We start from the raw sequence: 17,723 nt of genomic DNA on the forward strand, positions 1-17,723 counted from the left end.
CATTTGCGATTTAATGGAGGGTACACATCTTGAGTCAATCAACGAAGCAGAGAACAACCGCTCCGGTAACCGTTATCGGAGCAGGCCTGGCGGGCAGCGAAGCCGCCTGGCAGATCGCGTCACAGGGCGTGCCGGTACGCCTGTACGAAATGCGGCCGGTCGTGAAGACGCCGGCCCACCATACGGACAAGTTCGCCGAGCTGGTCTGCAGCAATTCGCTCCGGGCGAACGGCTTGGGCAACGCGGTTGGAGTGCTCAAAGAGGAAATGCGGCGGCTCGGATCGCTCGTCCTCGGCGCTGCCGACCGCAACGCGGTTCCGGCCGGCGGCGCGCTGGCCGTTGACCGGGACGGTTTTTCCGGAGAAATTACCGATACGCTGCATAATCATCCCCTGGTTGAAGTTATACATGAAGAGGTAGGGCGAATTCCGGCGGAAGGCATTGTAGTCATTGCCACCGGACCTCTGACTTCGCCGGAGTTGTCCGCCGAGATCGGCAGATTGCTGGGCGAAGAGTACTTCTACTTCTATGATGCGGCGGCGCCGATCGTGGAGAAGGATTCCATCGACATGAGCAAGGTCTATCTCGCCTCCCGGTATGACAAGGGAGAAGCGGCTTACCTGAACTGCCCGATGACGGAAGAGGAATTCAACGTCTTCTATGATGCGCTGGTATCGGCCGAGACGGCGGCTCTGAAGGATTTTGAGAAGGAGATTTATTTTGAGGGCTGCATGCCGATCGAGGTCATGATGAAGCGCGGCAAGCAGACGGCGCTGTTCGGACCGATGAAGCCGGTCGGCCTCGTCAACCCGCATACGGGCAAGCTGCCGTTCGCCGTCGTCCAGCTCCGCCAGGACAATGCGGCCGGAACGCTCTATAACCTGGTCGGATTCCAGACGCATTTGAAGTGGGGCGAACAGAAGCGGGTATTCTCGCTCATCCCGGGTCTGGAGAACGCGGAATATGTCCGTTACGGCGTCATGCACCGCAACACTTTCATCAATTCGCCGAAGCTGCTGCATCCCACCTATCAGCTAAAAGGGAACGAGCGGCTGTTTTTTGCCGGTCAGATGACGGGAGTTGAGGGTTACGTCGAGTCGGCTGCTTCCGGGCTCATCGCCGGTCTGAACGCTGCCCGGGCTGCGCTCGGCGAAGAACCGGTGATCTTCCCGCAGGAGACCGTGCTTGGCAGTATGCCGGCCTATATCACCACAGCGGACCCGGCGCATTTCCAGCCGATGAACGCTAACTTTGGCCTCCTGCCGAAACCCGAGAAACGGATCAAGAGCAAGAAGGAGAAGAATGAAATGCTGGCCCTCCGGGCGCTGGACAGCCTGGAGCAGTTCGCGGTAGAGAGCGGCCTGGCTTATAAGGCCCCGGCTGCCGAAGTCCGGAATCCATCCTAGGAGGAGGTAGGGGAATATGCTGCCAAGCTTTCATGCCACCACCATCTGCGCCGTCCGCCACAATGGCGAAGCCGCCATTGCGGGAGACGGGCAGGTTACATTCGGAGAAAGCGTTATCATGAAGACAACGGCCAAGAAGGTACGCCGGTTGTACCGGGGTCAGGTGATTGCGGGCTTTGCCGGCTCCGTAGCCGACGCCATTACGCTGTTCGAGAAGTTTGAGGGCAAGCTGGAGGAACATCACGGCAATCTCCAGCGGGCCGCCGTCGAGCTCGCCAAAGACTGGCGACAGGACCGGGTGCTCCGCAAGCTGGAAGCGCTGATGATCGTAATGGATAAGAACGGGATGCTGCTGATTTCGGGAAATGGCGAGATCATTGAACCGGATGATGATGTGCTGGCTATCGGATCAGGCGGCAATTTCGCGCTGGCTTCGGCTCGGGCGCTGAAACGGCATGCTTCCGATATGAGCGCCGGCCAGATGGCCAGAGAAGCGCTGCAGATCGCTTCGGAAATATGCGTCTATACGAATTCCAATATTATTGTGGAACAGATCCAAGCGTAGCCAAGCGCCAGGAAGGAAGGGAGCATTCTTATGCTGAATGAAGCTCTGACTCCGCGGCAGATTGTCGCCGAGCTGGATAAATACATCGTTGGCCAGAAGCAGGCCAAACGTTCGGTAGCAGTTGCCCTTCGCAACCGCTACCGTCGCAGCCGCCTGTCCGAAGAGATTCGCGACGAGATTGTACCCAAGAATATACTGATGATCGGCCCGACCGGGGTCGGGAAGACGGAGATCGCCCGCAGGCTTGCGAAGCTCGTCGGAGCACCGTTCATTAAGGTAGAGGCGACCAAGTTCACCGAAGTGGGTTATGTGGGCCGCGATGTGGAGTCTATGGTCCGCGATCTGGTGGAGACGTCCATCCGTATGGTCAAAGCGGAGCGCACGGAGAAGGTGAAGGATAAGGCCGAGGAATTGGCTAATGAACGAATCGTCCAGCTTCTCGCTCCGTCTTCGTCCAAGAGCAAGAGCCAGCGCAACCCGTTCGAGATGCTCTTTGGAGGCGGCGGGGAAGAGGCGAAGCCCGAGGGCGAGGGTGAGCAGGAAGCCGGTCTGGGCGAGCGGCGCAGAGGAGTTCGCTTCAAGCTGCTGGCGGGCCAGCTCGAGGATGAGTTGATCGAAGTCGATGTGCCGGATACCTCGTCGACCATGCTGGATATGTTCGCTGGCCAGGGCAATGATCAGATGGGCATGAACATGCAGGAGATGTTCGGCAGCCTTCTGCCCAAACGGACGAAGAAACGGAAGCTTCCCGTCCGGGAAGCGCGCAAGGTGTTGATTCAGGATGAAGCCGCCAAGCTGATCGATATGGATGACGTCATTCAGGAATCCATTCTTCGGGCCGAGCAATCCGGAATCATTTTTATCGACGAGATCGACAAGGTAGCCAGCCAGGGCAAGGGGTCGGGGCCGGATGTTTCGCGCGAAGGCGTTCAGCGGGATATTCTGCCGATCGTGGAAGGATCGACAATCATGACCAAATATGGTCCGGTCAAGACGGATTATGTGCTGTTTGTGGCCGCTGGAGCTTTTCATGTATCGAAGCCTTCGGATCTGATTCCCGAGCTTCAGGGACGCTTCCCGATCCGCGTCGAACTCAGCAGCTTATCGCTGGATGACTTCGTCTCCATACTGACGGAGCCGCAGAATGCGCTGACCAAGCAGTATGTCCATCTGCTGGCGACCGAGAATATCGAAATTGAGTTCCAGGAGGAGGCGATCCGGGAAATCGCCCGCATTGCCGCTTCCGTGAATGAGAACACGGAGAATATCGGTGCGCGCAGGCTGCATACGATCCTGGAGAAGCTGCTGGAGGATCTTTCGTTTGAAGCTCCGGAGCTGACACTGGAGAAGATGACGATAACGCCCGAATATGTTCGCGAGAAACTGGCAGGAATCGCCCAGGATCGCGATTTGAGCCAGTACATTCTATAAGTTCGGGTACGTTTGCCTTACAGATTGCTTTCTAGGTAAATAGTACCAGGGACAAGGCGTTTGACTGGATTTTTGCTGGGGAATGAAGCCTGATAACGGAATTTGGTAGAAATAATTGGGATATAAATGTAAATAAATAGATGATATGAGCTTAAAGCCCTCTCTTTCGAAGAAAGATAGGGCTATTTTCTTATTGTAATATTATTCAAATTCGCCGAAAATCTATATATGTAAAAAAAGTCGATCTTTCTGGTGTTTTTTTGTACGACAAAATTCGACGAAAAACTAACCTGAATTACAAAAAACTTCATCAGGGTGTCGAATTTAAAGAGGATTTCAGGAATGAATGTGGAATTCTTTCATAGACGACAGCATAAGTGGAAGGGTGAACAGGATGGGCTTGTTAAATGGTATCAGCTTCCAGAGGCTGCAGGGAGGAATGGAAGCGGCGACTTTGCGCCAAAATGTCCTCGCCAATAACGTTGCCAATGCCGAAACTCCCAACTTCAAACGTTCGGATGTTTCCTTTGAATCGATTCTGCAGGCAGCGGCGGAAGGCACCGCTCCCGCTCTGGGGGCTCGGGTAACAGATAGCAGGCATTTCAGATTCGGGACTGCCGCAGTTCCCCAGCCGGTGACTACAACGGACCGGAGTTCGAGCATGAACAACAACGGCAACAACGTGGACATCGACAGGGAGATGGCGCTCGGCGCCGAGAATCAATTGAGATACAACTCCTATATCACTCAGCTCAACAGCCAATTGAGTATGATGCGCACGGCAATCGGAGGGAGTCAATAAACAATGAACTTTGGCAGCAGTTTCGGGATCAGCGCTTCGGCCCTGACCGCCAACCGTTTGAGAATGGATGTAATTTCTTCTAATGTCGCCAATGCCGAGACGACCCGCGCTTCTGTGGTCGACGGCAAAGCCGTGCCGTACCGGCGCAAGATGGTTGTGCTGGAATCGACGGAAGGCGACAGCTTCTCCAATATTCTGAAGTCCAAGATGGGGAGCGGAGATGAAGGCGTGAGAGTCAAATCGATCGTCGAAGATCCGAGCCCGCTTAAGCCTGTCTACAACCCGACGCATCCCGACGCGGACAGCGACGGCTACGTATATATGCCTAACGTGGATATCGCCAAGGAAATGGTGGACATGCTCTCGGCTTCGCGTTCCTATGAAGCCAATGTAACCATGCTGAACGCGACCAAAGCGATGGTCAGCAAGGCGCTGGAGATTGGGAAATGAGTTTAGTTTGATCCAAAAAGTGTTAAATAATAAGTAAGCTTGACGCCTATTAAGGAGGAACTGATTTGGTACAAAACATCATGCTCGGTACACAGTCCATTCAGCCGCTTGGCTTAAAGACGACGACCGTAGCTTCCACTACAGATTCGGCGGGAGGAGCGGGAAAGAGCTTCGGCACTTACCTGGAAGATGCGCTTAATCAGGTGGCCGAACAGGAACAGAACGCCAAAGATATGAACAACAAGTTTGTGCTTGGCGAAGTGAATGTCGATGATACGATGATTGCCTCCCAGCAGGCTCTGCTCAGTCTGCAGTTGACTACCCAAGTCCGAAACAAAGTCATCGAAGCCTACCAGGAAATTATGAGAACGCAGATCTAAATAATCCTAGCTTAGTTTCGGATGAGGTGACACCGTGAATGAAAGATTCGCCCAGTTCAGGGACCGTATAGTCTCGTACTGGAATAAATTCAGCGTCAAGCAGAAGATTCTTTTCTTTTCGACGCTGTTTATTATTTTATTAATCATTATTGTAGTAACCATGCAACTCTCCAAGACCCAGTATGAAGTCGCTTTTCGGGACCTCGATGCAACCGATTCCGCTGGGGTCATCAACTATCTGGAAACTTCGGGCATCTCTTATAAGCTCAGCGCTGACGGCAAGACCATTTCGGTGCCCAGCACGGATGCGGCCCGCATCAAAATTGATATCGGTTCCCAGGGGATAGTTCAGGAAGGTTCAATCGGCTTCAAAGTGTTCGACCAGAGTTCTTCCATGCTGGGCACCACCGACAATGAATTCAATGTGAAATACAACAATGCCTTGAACGGTGAAGTAGCCCAATTGCTGCGCAAAATGCAGGGAGTCAAGGACGCCAAGGTCCTCATTAATCTTCCCAAAGAGACGGTGTTCGCCTCCCAAGATGACCAGGAGCGGGCGTCCGCTTCAGTCGTATTGACTTTTGATCCCGGCTTCCGTCCCTCGCAGGAGAATGTAGACGGTTATTTCAACCTCGTCAAGACGGCGGTTCCGAATCTGCCGATCGATAACATTACCATTGCCAACGACGAGAGTGAACTGATGCCATCGGCCCGCGGCGGCCAGGCGGGGATTTCCAGCCAGGTGGAAGAGAATTTTGCCCTCCAGAAGAAGTTTGAAGAAGAAGTTCGGAAGAATGTTAAGGCCTTCCTGTCCAAATTTACCGGTCCTGACAAAGTCGATGTGCTCGTAATGTCGAAGCTGAATTTTGACAAAGTCACCAGCCAGGAGAAATTGGCAACACCGGTCGATACGGAGAATATGAAAGGCATCGAGATCAGTTCCCAGATTATCAGCAATACGTATTCGGGTCAGGGAAGCAGCGACGGCGGCGTTGCCGGCACCGGTTCGGGGGATGTCCAAGGGTATCCTTCAACCAGCGGAGCGGGGACGACCTCTTCGGAGGAGACTTCGGAGACGAGGAACTATGAGGTCAACCATATTACGCGCGACATTATAGCAAGCCCATATACAGTTAAAGACTTAACCATAAACGTAGCCGTTGAACCACCCGATGGGCAGACCGCTCTGGATCAGGCTACGACAGACGCCATTCAGAATATTCTAATCAACATTGTCCGGGCGTCTCTTTCCGATTCGGGAGCTACGTATACGGACGCGGATTTGGCCAAGAAAGTGCTCGTCTATGCGCAGCCTTTCGTCGCGGACGATACCGTGGCGGCAGCCGGGGGGATGGCGACCTGGATGATCTGGGCCATCGGCGCCGGCGCGCTGCTTCTGGGCGCAGGGGTCGGTTACATGATCTACCGCCGCCGCCGCGGAAACGAGGAAGAGGAAGAAGAAGAAGTTCCGCTGCAAGTTCCGACGGAGTTCCCGTCGATCAATCTGGACAGCGTGACGAATGAGAGTCAGGTACGCAAGCAGCTGGAGAGTCTGGCCAAGAAGAAGCCGGACGAATTCGTAAATCTGCTGCGGACATGGCTTGCCGACGAACAGAGGTGAGGTCATGGCAAAAGCGCTTCAGCAGGGGCTGAGCGGACGCCAGAAGGCGGCGATCCTGCTCATTACGCTCGGGCCCGAAGTATCGGCCCAGATATTCAAACATTTGCGTGACGAGGAGATCGAACAGCTGACGCTGGAGATTGCCAACGTCCGCAAGGTGGACAGTTCAGAGAAAGAATCGATTTTATCGGAATTCCACCAGATTTGTCTGGCCCAGGAATATATCACTCAGGGCGGTATCAATTACGCCAAGGAGATTCTGGAGAAGGCGCTCGGTTCCCAGAAAGCGCTGGAAGTCATCAGCCGCCTGACGGCGACGCTTCAGGTGCGGCCATTCGATTTTGCAAGAAAAGCGGACCCGAGCCAGATTCTGAATTTCATTCAGAACGAGAACGTTCAGACCATTGCGCTGGTGCTCTCCTACCTTCAATTCGAACAAGCGGCGGCCATTCTATCATCGCTGCCCCAGGAGAAGCAGGCGGAGGTGGCGCGGCGAATCGCCGTTATGGACAGCACTTCTCCGGAAGTAATCGCGCAGATCGAGCGGGTGCTGGAACAGAAGCTGTCCGCTACGGTGACACAGGATTACACCAATGCAGGCGGCATCGAGTCCATCGTTCAAATCCTCAACGGCGTCGACCGGGGGACCGAGCGCACCATTCTCGATTCGCTGGAGATTCAGGACCCGGAGCTCGCCGAAGAAATCAAGAAGCGCATGTTCGTCTTCGAGGATATCGTCAATGTGGACAACCGCTCCATTCAGCGCATTATCCGCGATATCGAGAATGCCGACCTGCAGCTGGCGCTCAAAGTGGCAAGCGAAGAAGTGCGGGATGTTATCTTCCGGAATATGTCCAAGCGCATGGCGGAGACATTCCGCGAAGAGATGGAGTATATGGGGCCAGTGCGGCTGCGTGACGTCGAAGAAGCGCAGACCCGCATCGTAGGCACTATCCGCAGACTGGAAGAATCGGGCGAAATCATCATAGCCCGCGGCGGAGGAGATGACATCATTGTCTAGATTGATCAAGCACTCCCAATACGTCCCGGTCGATGTGCTGAAACGGCTCGAGCAGGCCCGCCAGCATGCCGGACTTGCAGAAGAGCAGGCTTCGCCGGAGATTCCGGGCGAGACGCATTATGCGGACCCTGCGCGGGAAGCGGCAGAGCAGTCGAGACGCCAGATGCTGAGCGACGCCAAGGCCTTTGCGGAGGACCAGGTGCGCCGGGCCGCTGCGGAAGCCGAACGGATCGTGGAGCAGGCCCGGCGGGAAGCCGAGGAGTGGTGGCAATCCCGCAGGGAGCAGGATGAGCACTTGATCGAAGCCGTCAAGGCCGAAGCCTTCCAGCAGGGCTACAATGAAGGTGCGGTTCGCGCCGAAGAAGAAATGAAGCTCAAGACGGCAGAGCTGATGGAAGAAGCCCGTGCGGTTTTGTCGGAAGCGTATAAAGCCCGCGATGTGATTATCCAGGAGGCGGAACCGTTTCTAGTCGAGCTCAGCTGCGACATTGCGGAGAAAATTGTTGAAAAACAGCTGACGGTGGAGCCGGCGTTCGCCGTTGATCTCATTAAACGGAACTTGGCCCGCAAACGGGAGCAGGGCGTGATTTCGCTCTGCGTCTCGCCGTCCCAGTTCACGTTCGTCAATGCGGCGAGAGAGGAACTCTCGCTGTCGATTGACTCCCAGGCTGAACTGCAAATTTTGCCGGATGCGACGGTTCGGGACCATGGCTGCGTAATCCGGTCTTCCTTCGGAAGTATAGACGCCCGGGTAGACACCCAGCTGCAGGAGATCAAGAAAGAGCTGCTGCGTCTGGCGCTGGACAATGAGGAAGGCAAGAACGGTGATGACCATGCTTGATCCGCATAAATACAAACATCAGCTTCGCAGCTTTGATCCGGTCCGGATCAACGGCAAGGTTACGCAGGTTATCGGACTGATGGTGGAGTCGGAAGGTCCTGATGCGAGCATCGGCGATGTCTGCTACATCTATCCGTCCAAGGGCAACAAACCTTTGAAAGCCGAAGTCGTCGGATTCCGGGACAATAAAGTGCTGCTGATGCCGCTGGGGGAGCTGCAGGCCATTGGGCCGGGCTGCGATGTCGTCGGAACAGGCAAGCCGCTGAGCGTTCAAGTCGGCTCCGAGCTGCTCGGCAAAGTGCTCGACGGTCTGGGCCAGCCGCTGGACGGCTCGCTCATTCCCGCCCGGATGCCTCACAGCTCCACGTTCAATATCCCGACGAACCCGCTTAACCGTCCGCGCGTGCATGAGCCGATCAGTATCGGCGTTCGCGCTATAGACGGGCTGCTGACCATCGGCAAAGGCCAGCGTGTCGGCATCTTCGCGGGTTCGGGCGTCGGCAAGAGCACCTTGATGGGCATGATTGCCCGCAACACCTCTGCGGACGTCAATGTAATCGGACTCATCGGCGAACGCGGACGCGAAGTGTTGGACTTCATTGAACGCGATCTGGGGCCGGAAGGACTGCAGCGTTCGGTCGTGGTAGTGGCGACTTCCGATCAGCCCGCGCTGATCCGGATCAAGGGCGCCTTGATTGCAACCACCATCGCCGAATATTTCCGCGACCGCGGACTGAACGTCATGCTGATGATGGACTCGGTGACCCGTTATGCGATGGCCCAGCGCGAAGTGGGACTGGCTGTCGGCGAACCGCCGGCAATGCGGGGCTATACCCCGTCCGTGTTCGCCAGTCTGCCCAAGCTGCTCGAACGGGCCGGAACCGGAACGACAGGCTCGATAACGGCCTTCTACACGGTGCTCGTAGACGGAGATGACATGAATGAACCGATTGCCGATGCCGTCCGGGGAATTCTGGACGGGCATATCGTTCTGAACCGGGCGATTGCGAACAAAGGGCATTTTCCGGCCATTGATGTTCTGGCAAGCATCAGCCGGGTTATGAAGGACATCGCTCCGTCGGAACAGATTGAGGCGGCGGAGAACGTGAAGCGGCTGATGGCGGTCTACAAGGAATCCGAGGACCTCATCAATATCGGAGCCTATCAGCGCGGGTCCAACGCGCAGATTGACGAGGCGATCCATTTTATCGACAGCGTCTGGGATTTCACGAAGCAGAAGGTTAACGAAAAGGTTACGTTGCCTGAGGTGCAGCAGCGCTTAATTTCCGAGTTCTCGAGGAGATGATCAGCATGAAGGGATTTCATTATTCATTTCAGAAAGTGGTTGACTTGAAGGGCAACGAGAAGACACAGGCCGAATGGATGCTCTCAAGCGCACTTGGAGAACTGCAAGCCCAGGAACAGAGCCTTGGAGAGCTGAAGCGGCAGCGCAACGAACTCATGGATGCATTGCTGAACGCGGCCGAGCAGAAGACTCCTGTCGCCAAGATTTGCGAAATGCAGAACTATGTCGATTATCTCGACGCCTGTATCGCCCGCAAGCTGGGAGACATCTCCCGGGCCCACAAGCAGGTGCAGGAGAAGCAGGATCATCTCAGCAGCAAGGTGCTGGATGAGAAGGTATGGCTGAAAGCTCGCGACAAAGCGAAGCTTGCTTTTCAGCAGGATATGAATCTTAGGGAACAAAACGAATTGGATGAAATGGCAACCGTCCGCTTCGCGATGAAATCCCACTAGGGCGGAGGGGATTCGCGGGTGGAACAAAATGAATTTGACTTGGAAAATGAAGGGTCGGCCAGCAAGTTCGAACGCTTCCTGTTTCTGATGATTCCGATCATCTTTACGCTTGTGCTGATCGGAGTGCTGCTGACGCTATTCAATATGGATATCCGCAACAACGTGCTTCAGGCGTTGAACAAGATTCCCGTAGTAGAACAGTGGATCCCGGATCCCAAAACGGACTCCGCCGGAACTTCTGCCGGTTCGCAAAAGACGGACAGCACCAAGGCAGACGAAACGGCAAAGGCTTCCGATCCGACCGTAAAGGAACTCAAGGCTCAACTGGCCCAGCAGCAGGAGCAGGTCAAGAAGCTTACCGACGAGAAGACGGCTCAGGATCAACAGATGAAGGCGCTCAAGACCCAGATTACGGATCTTCAGAATGCCGGAACGGCACAGGCCGCGGCCCAGGCTGACGAGAACTATCAGAAGAGCGTCAAGGATCTCGCCAAGCTCTATGCCGGAATGAAAGCGGCGAAAGCCGCTGCCATCATGCAGAATCTGACGACCGAAGAGATGGTTCAGCTGTTCAGCGCGATGAACAATGAGAGCAAGACGGCTATTCTGGAGAAGATGGACCCGAAGATTGCCGCCGATGTCTCGATTAAGCTAAAAGAAGCGACGGATTCCTCCGATATGGCGATTGCGGCCCTCCAGTCTCGGCTCAAAAAAGAGTCTGGAACGCAGGCATCCGCAGGAACCGCATCCGGCGCCACTCTGGGCCGCGACCAGCTCAGCACCACTTTTACTTCAATGCCTGCGGAAGATTCGGCCAAGCTGCTTAACCAGATGTATAGCGTGACGCCGGACAAGGTGATCACCATTCTGAAATCCGTCAATGACAGCACACGGTCCTCCATTCTATCCCAGATGACGAAAGACAATGCGGAAGTTGCTGGAAAAGTGGTCAATCGGTTAATGGGAGGCAAGTGATCTGCCGATATACTAGAAGGAGGAGGTGATACTTAAATGAGTTTAGTATTCAATATGGTTTCGGCAGGCAAAAGTTCAGGAATTGCCCGTGCTGCAGGAGCAGCCGCAGGCAGCGAGGTCCAGGGAGCGCTTCTCCCTTTCTCCCAGACTCTCGTTCAGACACTGGCCGGTACGGCACAGACTTCGGCTGCGGAGGCAGACACCGGCGCTTCGGCTTCTCTGATCCAGGCGAGCCCGCTGCTGGCTCTTCTTGCTGGACAAGCCTCTGCGGAAGCGGGGCAGAAAGTGTCGGACGGAGCGGGACTGATCGCGAAGCTGGAACCCGAGCTGGACCAGCTTGATGAGCAACTGAATGCCGATCCGGCACTGCTGGCGACTCTGCAGCAATGGCTGGTCCAGGCGTTTGTAGCTCTTAAAGGCTCCGGTGAGGAGCAGACGGAAGCCGATACTACATCCGACTTGCCACAAGTGGCCCAGAATGCGGGCACGGTTCGTTTTGCCTTGCAGGACGCGCTGAACCGCCTCGTAGCGGTGATGGAGCAGACGGAAGGAACAGACGGACAAACGCAGAAAGCGCAGGTCTTAACCGTGCTGAACCAATTCTCCGAAGTTCTGAATGAAGCGGCAGCCGGCAGCGGGAAGAGTCAGGGCGCAGCAATGGCCCAGTCGGCAACGCCCACAGCTTCTCTGCAAGATGGAACGAATGAGACAGGGCGCAATTCGGCTGCTGAACAAGCTCCCCGCTTGGTGATGCCTGCTTCCGACAATGCCAGACATGCAGCTGTCATGAACCCGGCCGGCCATGCCTCTCTTGCCCAGACATCCGGAACGGAGAACGATTCTCCGAAGCTGGCTGAAGCTGCTGTTCTCTCCGTCAAGGCGGAAGCCTCCGGTGACAAGGACAGCGCGAAGTCTGAGCACGCTAGTGTCGGCGGGGAAGAGAACCGGGTCGTAACGGCAGGACAGCTGTCGCTTCGGGACGGTCTGAACCCATCGGTTAAAAACGAGACGCCGCAGGTGCCCGTTCAGCGGTTCGCCCAGGAGATGAACGCGTATATCGGCGGCAAGATGGAAGTCATTAAGCGCGGCGACGCTCTTGAAGCGACTCTGTCGCTGTTTCCGGAGCATCTCGGTCAGGTGGACGTCAAGATTACGATGCAGAACGGCCTGCTGGTTGCCCATTTTGCTACCGAGCATGCAGGCGCCAAGGATCTTCTCGAGAATCAGATGGCGCAGCTTCGCTCGGCGCTGCAATCCCAGGGGCTTCAGGTAGAGAAGCTTGAGGTTACCCAGAACACAAGCACGATGCAATCCCAGATGTACCAGGACGGACGCCGTTCGGGATCGGGACAGCAAGGCGACCAGAAGCGTTCCAAGAGCCGTTCGGACAGCCAGGACGACGCCGTAGCGGCGGCAGAGCTGGAGGACGACTGGAGAGAATTGATGAACGCGGTCCGCAATCCGTTCGATTCGCTGCGGAGTAATTTCATAGCGGAAGCATAAACGTTCAGATGAAGGTGAGGTGAGAGAAAATGGCAAGCTCAGATTTAATATCGACTACGAATATGTGGCCCAACTACGCGGTTGGCAACACGGCGACTCCGGGCAAGACGACCGGAAGCTCGGAGCTCGGCAAGGACCAGTTCCTGAAGATTCTGGTTACCCAGCTGTCCAATCAGGACCCGATGCAGCCGATGCAGGACAAGGAATTTATCGCCCAGATGGCTCAATTCAGTTCGGTCGAGCAGCTAATGAACATTGGGGAGAAGGTCGATGCCCTAAGCCAGTCGCTCGGTTCGGCATCCAGCCTGATCGGCAAGGAAATCAGCTGGGTAGACAATGTCACTCAGACCGGTCAATCCGGGGTCGTCGACTCCATTCTTGTGAGCGGCGGTACCCATTATGCGATGGTCGGCAAGGATAAAATCGCATTGAATGCCGTCACCGGCATCCGCAACCACTCTGAGGCGGCGAACGGCAGCACGCCGGAAGGGACGGCATCATGAATGACAAGATGACCGTCGGGCAGTTATATCCGGGCAAGATCCATCCTTCCGCGTTGAATCGCAGCAAGGCGGCCCCGTCTGCGGCGGCCGGACAGGAATCGTTCGAGAATGTGCTGCAGCGCAATATGCTGAAGTTCAGCACACATGCGGCCAAGCGCCTGGAACAGCGGGGCATTCAGCTTGGCACAGGGCAATTGGACCAGATCTCTTCTGCCGTGGACAAGGCGGCGGCCAAGGGAAGCAAGGAATCCCTGATTCTAATGAAAGACATGGCGCTCATCGTAAGTGTCGAGAACCGGACGGTGGTAACCGCAATGGACGGAAGCTCGATGAAGAACAATGTTTTTACCCAGATTGACAGCGCAGTTATTATTTCCTGATCGTAACGGCTTGGTCCTAACGGAGAGCCGAGCGGCTGCCGACCGACTGACGCGGCCGCATTCAACCCCAATTTGCAGGAGCAGAAAGCTCCGGTTCCAGGAGGACATTATCCATGTTAAGATCCATGTATTCCGGTGTTTCCGGTATGAAAGGCTTCCAGACCAAACTTGACGTTATCGGCAACAATATCGCCAATGTCAATACGACGGGCTTCAAATCAAGCCGCGTCATGTTCAAGGATATTATGAGCCAGACCGTCTCCGGCGTAACGGCGCCCGGCGATACAAGCGGCGGCGTGAATGCCAAGCAGATCGGTCTTGGCGTCAGTGTCGGTTCGGTGGATACGATGCATCTGGCAGGCAGCGCGCAGACGACGAACAATCCGACCGATCTGCGGATCGACGGCGACGGCTTCTTCCTGGTCAAACTGTCCGACGATCAGGCTACGCCTTTTCTGACCCGCGCCGGTGACTTCCATGTTGATGCAGGGCGCAATCTGGTTACCTCAGACGGACTTCGGGTTCTGGATTCCACAGGAGCAGCCATTACTTTGGGCGAAGATGTGACGTCCTTTACCATTGCCAACGATGGAACGATTGTGCAGACCATGGCGGACGGAACGACCCAGCCCGGAGTACAGATCGGCGTAGGCAAAGTCAGCAACCCGCAGGGTCTCGAGAAGATCGGGGGCAGCCTGTACCGGATGACTCTCAATGCCAATGCGGAAGGCGCCCTTGAGCCGACTACGGCCAATAATACAGAAGCGGGAACCGGATCGATCGTAGCCGGTCAGCTGGAAATGTCGAACGTCGACTTGACCAGCGAATTCACGGAAATGATTGTGGCCCAGCGCGGCTTCCAGGCGAATTCCCGGATCATTACGACTTCCGATGAAGTGCTTCAAGAAGTGGTGAATCTGAAACGTTAATTTCTGCTGACGGTTTAATGTCGAATAAGGTATAATGATAGCGTTTGTCCGGTATGATCGGGGAAAGCGAAAGCCTTCCCCTCTTTTTAAAGACTGGAGGGTCTTGGAATGATTGCAGTAACCCGGTTGAACGGTTCTTCCATGTGGCTCAACGCCCTTCTGGTCGAAACGGTTGAAGAAAGTCCCGATACCTATGTGACCCTGGTGACGGGCAAGAGATTGATCGTACTCGAAAAGGCCGAGGAGGTTATTGCCCGGATTCAGGCATACAACCAATCCATCGGCGCTCATTCAGCCACAATTAAAGTCCAATCCTTGGAGGAGCTTTCATGAAAAAGATGCTGCCGTGGCTCATTACGATTTTGCTGGGGATAACCTTGATCGTAGTGGCCGCTTTTCTGCTTTACGGTAAAATGTTCTCGGACACTACGGCGAATGCGGTAGACACTGCCGTCAAGCAGGTTGAAACCAAGAAATTGACCGCCGATGAAATTGTAGAAATGACTTCTGAAATTACTGAAATCAAGACTAACCTTGCTGATCCCGACTATATCGTTCTCATAAATTTTGCTTTCCAACTGGATTCCAAAGCAGCCAAAGAAGACTTCGAGAAGATCAAGGAGCTTAAGATCAAGCCTATTCTGATCAAGACCTTGGCGGATGAGAAGCCGGAAGCGCTGAATGGCTCGGCCGGCAAGGATCAGCTCTGCAGCAAACTGGTCAATCAGATCAATAAAGCGCTGCCTGAAGGGAAATTGACTCAGATTGATATCACCAATTTTGTAATGACGCAAATCTGATTGCGGGTTCGCTGCAGCTTGCTTACTCGGGGGTGAATGAATGGTTGACGTACTATCGCAAAATGAAATCGACGCCTTGCTGGCAGCTCTTTCTTCAGGCGAAATGAATGCCGATGAGCTTAAGAAGGAAGAGACCCAGCGCAAAATTCGAGCCTATGACTTCAAACGGGCCGTTCGCTTCTCGAAGGACCATATTCGCAGCTTGACCCGGATTCACGACAACTTTGCCCGTTATTTGACCACCTATTTCTCGGCGCAGCTGCGCACCTTCGTTCAGATTAATGTGGTTCAGGTCGAGCAGCTTCCTTATGATGAATTCATCCGTTCCATCCCGAAAATGACCATCCTGAACATCTTTGAGGCCGAGCCTCTGGAGGGCAGGATGGTTATGGAGGTTCATCCCAACATCGCCTATGCGATGCTGGACCGGCTGCTCGGGGGCGTCGGAACCGCCCCGTCCAAGATAACGGCGCTGACCGAAATCGAGACGACCATTATGGAACGAATCTTCAGCAGATGCTTCGAGAGTCTTCAGGAAGCGTGGAAGACGGTTCTGGACATCGAGCCTCGGATGGAGGCGTTGGAGACCAATCCTCAGTTCATGCAGATTGTCTCTCCCAATGAGACCATAGCGCTGATCTCGCTTAGCACGAAGATCGGGGATACGACAGGTATGATCAATCTCTGTATCCCGCACGTCGTGCTCGAACCGGTGATGTCCAGGCTTTCTGTACATCAATGGTTCGTGTCGGAGAAGAAATCCCGGAACGAAGGCGAACTGGAAGCGATCAAGTCAAGTGTGAACAAGGCTAAACTGCCGATTGTCGCCGAACTGGGCGAGTCCAACCTGTCCATTTCCGAGTTTCTGGGCCTGTCGGTCGGGGATGTTATTTCTCTGAACCGCACGGTGGATACCGGATTGTCGATTCGAGTGGGCGACAAGCTGAAGTTCATCGGCAGTCCGGGTATGGTCAAGGACCGGGTAGCCGTTCAGATTGACGAGATTGTCAATGAAGGAGTTGAAGAGCTTGACGAGTAAAGACTATTTATCCCAGGAAGAGATCGACGCTCTTTTGAGACAATCCGCAGAAGCCGAGAGCAGTGCTCCGGCCGAGCCGACCGTCGATGACTTCCTGACCCCTTTTGAGCAGGATGCCCTGGGCGAGATCGGCAATATTACCTTTGGCAGTGCAGCTACGGCATTATCTACGCTGCTCGGCAAAAAAGTCGACATCACAACGCCGCAGGTTTCGATTATTACCCGCAGCGAATTTGAAGCCACCTTCCCGAAACCGCATGTTGCCGTTCACGTTCAATATGTGGATGGCTTTCAGGGGATCAATTCGCTCGTCATCAAGATTCGGGACGCCCAGGTGATCGCCGATCTCATGCTCGGCGGAGAGGGCAATCCCAAGGATGAAGAATTGAATGAAATTCATATCAGCGCCGTGCAAGAAGCCATGAACCAGATGATGGGCTCCTCTGCGACGTCGATGTCTACCATCTTCAATCGATTCGTCAATATCTCGCCTCCGGGCATTGATATTCTGAATATGACCAGCGGCGAAGGCGTGGATAATCTTCCGGAAGACGAAACGCTGATCCGCATCTCGTTCCGGCTGAAGATCGGCGATCTGATCGATTCCACGATTATGCAGCTTCTGCCGGTTCACTTTGCGAAGAGCATGGTCAATATGCTGATCGGAGATCAATCGGCAGAGGAAGCGGCACCGGCCGCAGAGGCGCCGGCCAAGCCGGCAGCCCAGCCGGAGCCGGCCGCAGCGGCTCCGCAGCCGCAGACACCTCCAGCCCAGCCGCAGGCCCCCGCCGCTTCCGAAGGACAGCCTTATCCGGGCATGCCGCCGGAAGGCTATTACTATCCGCCGCAGGGGATGCCGCCATACGGAATGCCGGGCTACGGAATGCCGCCGTACGGCATGCCCGGGTACGGGATGCCGCCCCAAGGGCAGCCGTATCCGCCGCAGGCTCAGGCGCAGCCGCAGGCGAATCCGGCGGCCAGTCGCAATGTGAATGTTCAGCCGGTCCAGTTCGCCAATCTGGGCGGCAGTGCTTTTGGCGGGATGGACGAAAATAATCTGAACTTACTGATGGACATACCGTTGCGTGTGACCGTAGAATTAGGTAGGACCCAAAAACAGATCAAAGATATTCTGGAGATGTCGCAAGGCTCCATTATTGAGCTGGACAAGCTTGCGGGCGAGCCGGTGGATATTCTGGTCAATAACAAGCTGATCGCCAAAGGGGAAGTCGTGGTTATCGACGAGAACTTCGGCGTTCGTGTTACCGATATCGTGAGTCAATGGGACCGCATGCAAAAATTACAATAGCACACATTTA

20 protein-coding genes are annotated in these 17,723 nt (G+C 54.9%); all 20 read left to right on the forward strand.

Annotation, left to right across the window (positions count from 1 at the left end; translation table 11 throughout):
* Nucleotides 1-29 precede the first annotated feature (29 nt).
* The 20 genes from trmFO to fliY all read left to right on the forward strand — a co-directional run bounded on the left by trmFO (nt 30) and on the right by fliY (nt 17,713).
* On the forward strand, nt 30-1,406 hold the full coding sequence (gene trmFO / locus RBI05_RS05230; protein ID WP_150457215.1) for an FADH(2)-oxidizing methylenetetrahydrofolate--tRNA-(uracil(54)-C(5))-methyltransferase TrmFO: 1,377 nt from the start codon (nt 30-32) through the stop codon (nt 1,404-1,406).
* A gap of 16 nt (nt 1,407-1,422) precedes the next feature.
* Nucleotides 1,423-1,971: an ATP-dependent protease subunit HslV gene (hslV, locus tag RBI05_RS05235; protein WP_150457216.1), complete on the forward strand. Its 549-nt coding sequence runs from the start codon at nt 1,423-1,425 to the stop codon at nt 1,969-1,971.
* A 30-nt stretch (nt 1,972-2,001) separates the two neighbouring features.
* Entirely contained in the window at nt 2,002-3,402 is a 1,401-nt protein-coding gene (gene hslU, locus RBI05_RS05240) for an ATP-dependent protease ATPase subunit HslU (protein ID WP_310550337.1), read from the forward strand.
* A gap of 394 nt (nt 3,403-3,796) precedes the next feature.
* A complete protein-coding gene (gene flgB / locus RBI05_RS05245) occupies nt 3,797-4,204 on the forward strand; it encodes a flagellar basal body rod protein FlgB (RefSeq protein WP_150457218.1) in 408 nt (135 codons plus the stop codon).
* A gap of 3 nt (nt 4,205-4,207) precedes the next feature.
* Nucleotides 4,208-4,654: a flagellar basal body rod protein FlgC gene (gene flgC / locus RBI05_RS05250; protein WP_150457219.1), complete on the forward strand. Its 447-nt coding sequence runs from the start codon at nt 4,208-4,210 to the stop codon at nt 4,652-4,654.
* Nucleotides 4,655-4,719: 65 nt separating this feature from the next.
* The gene (gene fliE / locus RBI05_RS05255; protein WP_310550338.1) at nt 4,720-5,034 is read left to right on the forward strand and encodes a flagellar hook-basal body complex protein FliE; all 315 of its coding nucleotides are present in this window, start codon (nt 4,720-4,722) and stop codon (nt 5,032-5,034) included.
* Nucleotides 5,035-5,068: 34 nt separating this feature from the next.
* Nucleotides 5,069-6,655, forward strand: coding sequence for a flagellar basal-body MS-ring/collar protein FliF (gene fliF / locus RBI05_RS05260; RefSeq protein WP_310550339.1), 1,587 nt, complete (start codon nt 5,069-5,071; stop codon nt 6,653-6,655).
* Between the two features lie 4 nt (nt 6,656-6,659).
* On the forward strand, nt 6,660-7,676 hold the full coding sequence (fliG, locus tag RBI05_RS05265) for a flagellar motor switch protein FliG (RefSeq protein WP_150457222.1): 1,017 nt from the start codon (nt 6,660-6,662) through the stop codon (nt 7,674-7,676).
* Nucleotides 7,669-8,517: a FliH/SctL family protein gene (locus tag RBI05_RS05270; RefSeq protein WP_310550340.1), complete on the forward strand. Its 849-nt coding sequence runs from the start codon at nt 7,669-7,671 to the stop codon at nt 8,515-8,517. Before fliG ends, RBI05_RS05270 begins: the two co-directional genes overlap by 8 nt.
* Nucleotides 8,504-9,823 (forward strand): flagellar protein export ATPase FliI, encoded by a 1,320-nt coding sequence (gene fliI, locus RBI05_RS05275; protein WP_150457454.1) that lies wholly within the window; start codon nt 8,504-8,506, stop codon nt 9,821-9,823. The genes RBI05_RS05270 and fliI overlap by 14 nt, the downstream gene beginning before the upstream one ends.
* A gap of 5 nt (nt 9,824-9,828) precedes the next feature.
* Entirely contained in the window at nt 9,829-10,275 is a 447-nt protein-coding gene (gene fliJ, locus RBI05_RS05280) for a flagellar export protein FliJ (protein WP_310550341.1), read from the forward strand.
* 18 nt (nt 10,276-10,293) lie between these two features.
* Nucleotides 10,294-11,250 (forward strand): kinesin, encoded by a 957-nt coding sequence (locus tag RBI05_RS05285; RefSeq protein ID WP_310550342.1) that lies wholly within the window; start codon nt 10,294-10,296, stop codon nt 11,248-11,250.
* 36 nt (nt 11,251-11,286) lie between these two features.
* Nucleotides 11,287-12,753, forward strand: a complete 1,467-nt coding sequence (locus RBI05_RS05290) for a flagellar hook-length control protein FliK (protein WP_310550343.1) — start codon at nt 11,287-11,289, stop codon at nt 12,751-12,753.
* A 29-nt stretch (nt 12,754-12,782) separates the two neighbouring features.
* Nucleotides 12,783-13,256 (forward strand): flagellar hook capping FlgD N-terminal domain-containing protein, encoded by a 474-nt coding sequence (locus RBI05_RS05295; RefSeq protein WP_310550344.1) that lies wholly within the window; start codon nt 12,783-12,785, stop codon nt 13,254-13,256.
* Complete coding sequence (locus RBI05_RS05300; RefSeq protein ID WP_150457228.1) at nt 13,253-13,636, forward strand: TIGR02530 family flagellar biosynthesis protein; 384 nt, start codon at nt 13,253-13,255, stop codon at nt 13,634-13,636. Before RBI05_RS05295 ends, RBI05_RS05300 begins: the two co-directional genes overlap by 4 nt.
* A 113-nt stretch (nt 13,637-13,749) precedes the next feature.
* Nucleotides 13,750-14,565, forward strand: a complete 816-nt coding sequence (gene flgG / locus RBI05_RS05305; protein ID WP_310550345.1) for a flagellar basal body rod protein FlgG — start codon at nt 13,750-13,752, stop codon at nt 14,563-14,565.
* A 108-nt stretch (nt 14,566-14,673) separates the two neighbouring features.
* The gene (locus RBI05_RS05310) at nt 14,674-14,898 is read left to right on the forward strand and encodes a flagellar FlbD family protein (RefSeq protein ID WP_150457230.1); all 225 of its coding nucleotides are present in this window, start codon (nt 14,674-14,676) and stop codon (nt 14,896-14,898) included.
* Nucleotides 14,895-15,365 (forward strand): flagellar basal body-associated FliL family protein, encoded by a 471-nt coding sequence (locus RBI05_RS05315; RefSeq protein ID WP_150457231.1) that lies wholly within the window; start codon nt 14,895-14,897, stop codon nt 15,363-15,365. Before RBI05_RS05310 ends, RBI05_RS05315 begins: the two co-directional genes overlap by 4 nt.
* Nucleotides 15,366-15,405: 40 nt before the next feature.
* Nucleotides 15,406-16,404, forward strand: a complete 999-nt coding sequence (gene fliM, locus RBI05_RS05320; RefSeq protein ID WP_150457232.1) for a flagellar motor switch protein FliM — start codon at nt 15,406-15,408, stop codon at nt 16,402-16,404.
* Nucleotides 16,394-17,713: a flagellar motor switch phosphatase FliY gene (gene fliY, locus RBI05_RS05325; protein ID WP_310550346.1), complete on the forward strand. Its 1,320-nt coding sequence runs from the start codon at nt 16,394-16,396 to the stop codon at nt 17,711-17,713. Before fliM ends, fliY begins: the two co-directional genes overlap by 11 nt.
* Nucleotides 17,714-17,723: the final 10 nt, after the last annotated feature.

This window comes from Paenibacillus glufosinatiresistens (assembly GCF_031470375.1).
In the GTDB taxonomy this organism is placed as follows: Bacteria; Bacillota; Bacilli; order Paenibacillales; family Paenibacillaceae; genus Paenibacillus_AQ; species Paenibacillus_AQ glufosinatiresistens.

Bases quoted from the DNA above. Each gene is read 5' to 3' on its own strand.
- hslV (WP_150457216.1), top strand. From the start codon at position 1,423: ATGCTGCCAAGCTTTCATGCCACCACCATCTGCGCCGTCCGCCACAAT.
- hslU (WP_310550337.1), top strand. From the start codon at position 2,002: ATGCTGAATGAAGCTCTGACTCCGCGGCAGATTGTCGCCGAGCTGGAT.
- flgB (WP_150457218.1), top strand. From the start codon at position 3,797: ATGGGCTTGTTAAATGGTATCAGCTTCCAGAGGCTGCAGGGAGGAATG.
- flgC (WP_150457219.1), top strand. From the start codon at position 4,208: ATGAACTTTGGCAGCAGTTTCGGGATCAGCGCTTCGGCCCTGACCGCC.
- fliG (WP_150457222.1), top strand. From the start codon at position 6,660: ATGGCAAAAGCGCTTCAGCAGGGGCTGAGCGGACGCCAGAAGGCGGCG.
- fliI (WP_150457454.1), top strand. From the start codon at position 8,504: ATGACCATGCTTGATCCGCATAAATACAAACATCAGCTTCGCAGCTTT.
- fliJ (WP_310550341.1), top strand. From the start codon at position 9,829: ATGAAGGGATTTCATTATTCATTTCAGAAAGTGGTTGACTTGAAGGGC.
- RBI05_RS05290 (WP_310550343.1), top strand. From the start codon at position 11,287: ATGAGTTTAGTATTCAATATGGTTTCGGCAGGCAAAAGTTCAGGAATT.
- RBI05_RS05295 (WP_310550344.1), top strand. From the start codon at position 12,783: ATGGCAAGCTCAGATTTAATATCGACTACGAATATGTGGCCCAACTAC.
- RBI05_RS05300 (WP_150457228.1), top strand. From the start codon at position 13,253: ATGAATGACAAGATGACCGTCGGGCAGTTATATCCGGGCAAGATCCAT.
- flgG (WP_310550345.1), top strand. From the start codon at position 13,750: ATGTTAAGATCCATGTATTCCGGTGTTTCCGGTATGAAAGGCTTCCAG.
- RBI05_RS05310 (WP_150457230.1), top strand. From the start codon at position 14,674: ATGATTGCAGTAACCCGGTTGAACGGTTCTTCCATGTGGCTCAACGCC.
- RBI05_RS05315 (WP_150457231.1), top strand. From the start codon at position 14,895: ATGAAAAAGATGCTGCCGTGGCTCATTACGATTTTGCTGGGGATAACC.
- fliM (WP_150457232.1), top strand. From the start codon at position 15,406: ATGGTTGACGTACTATCGCAAAATGAAATCGACGCCTTGCTGGCAGCT.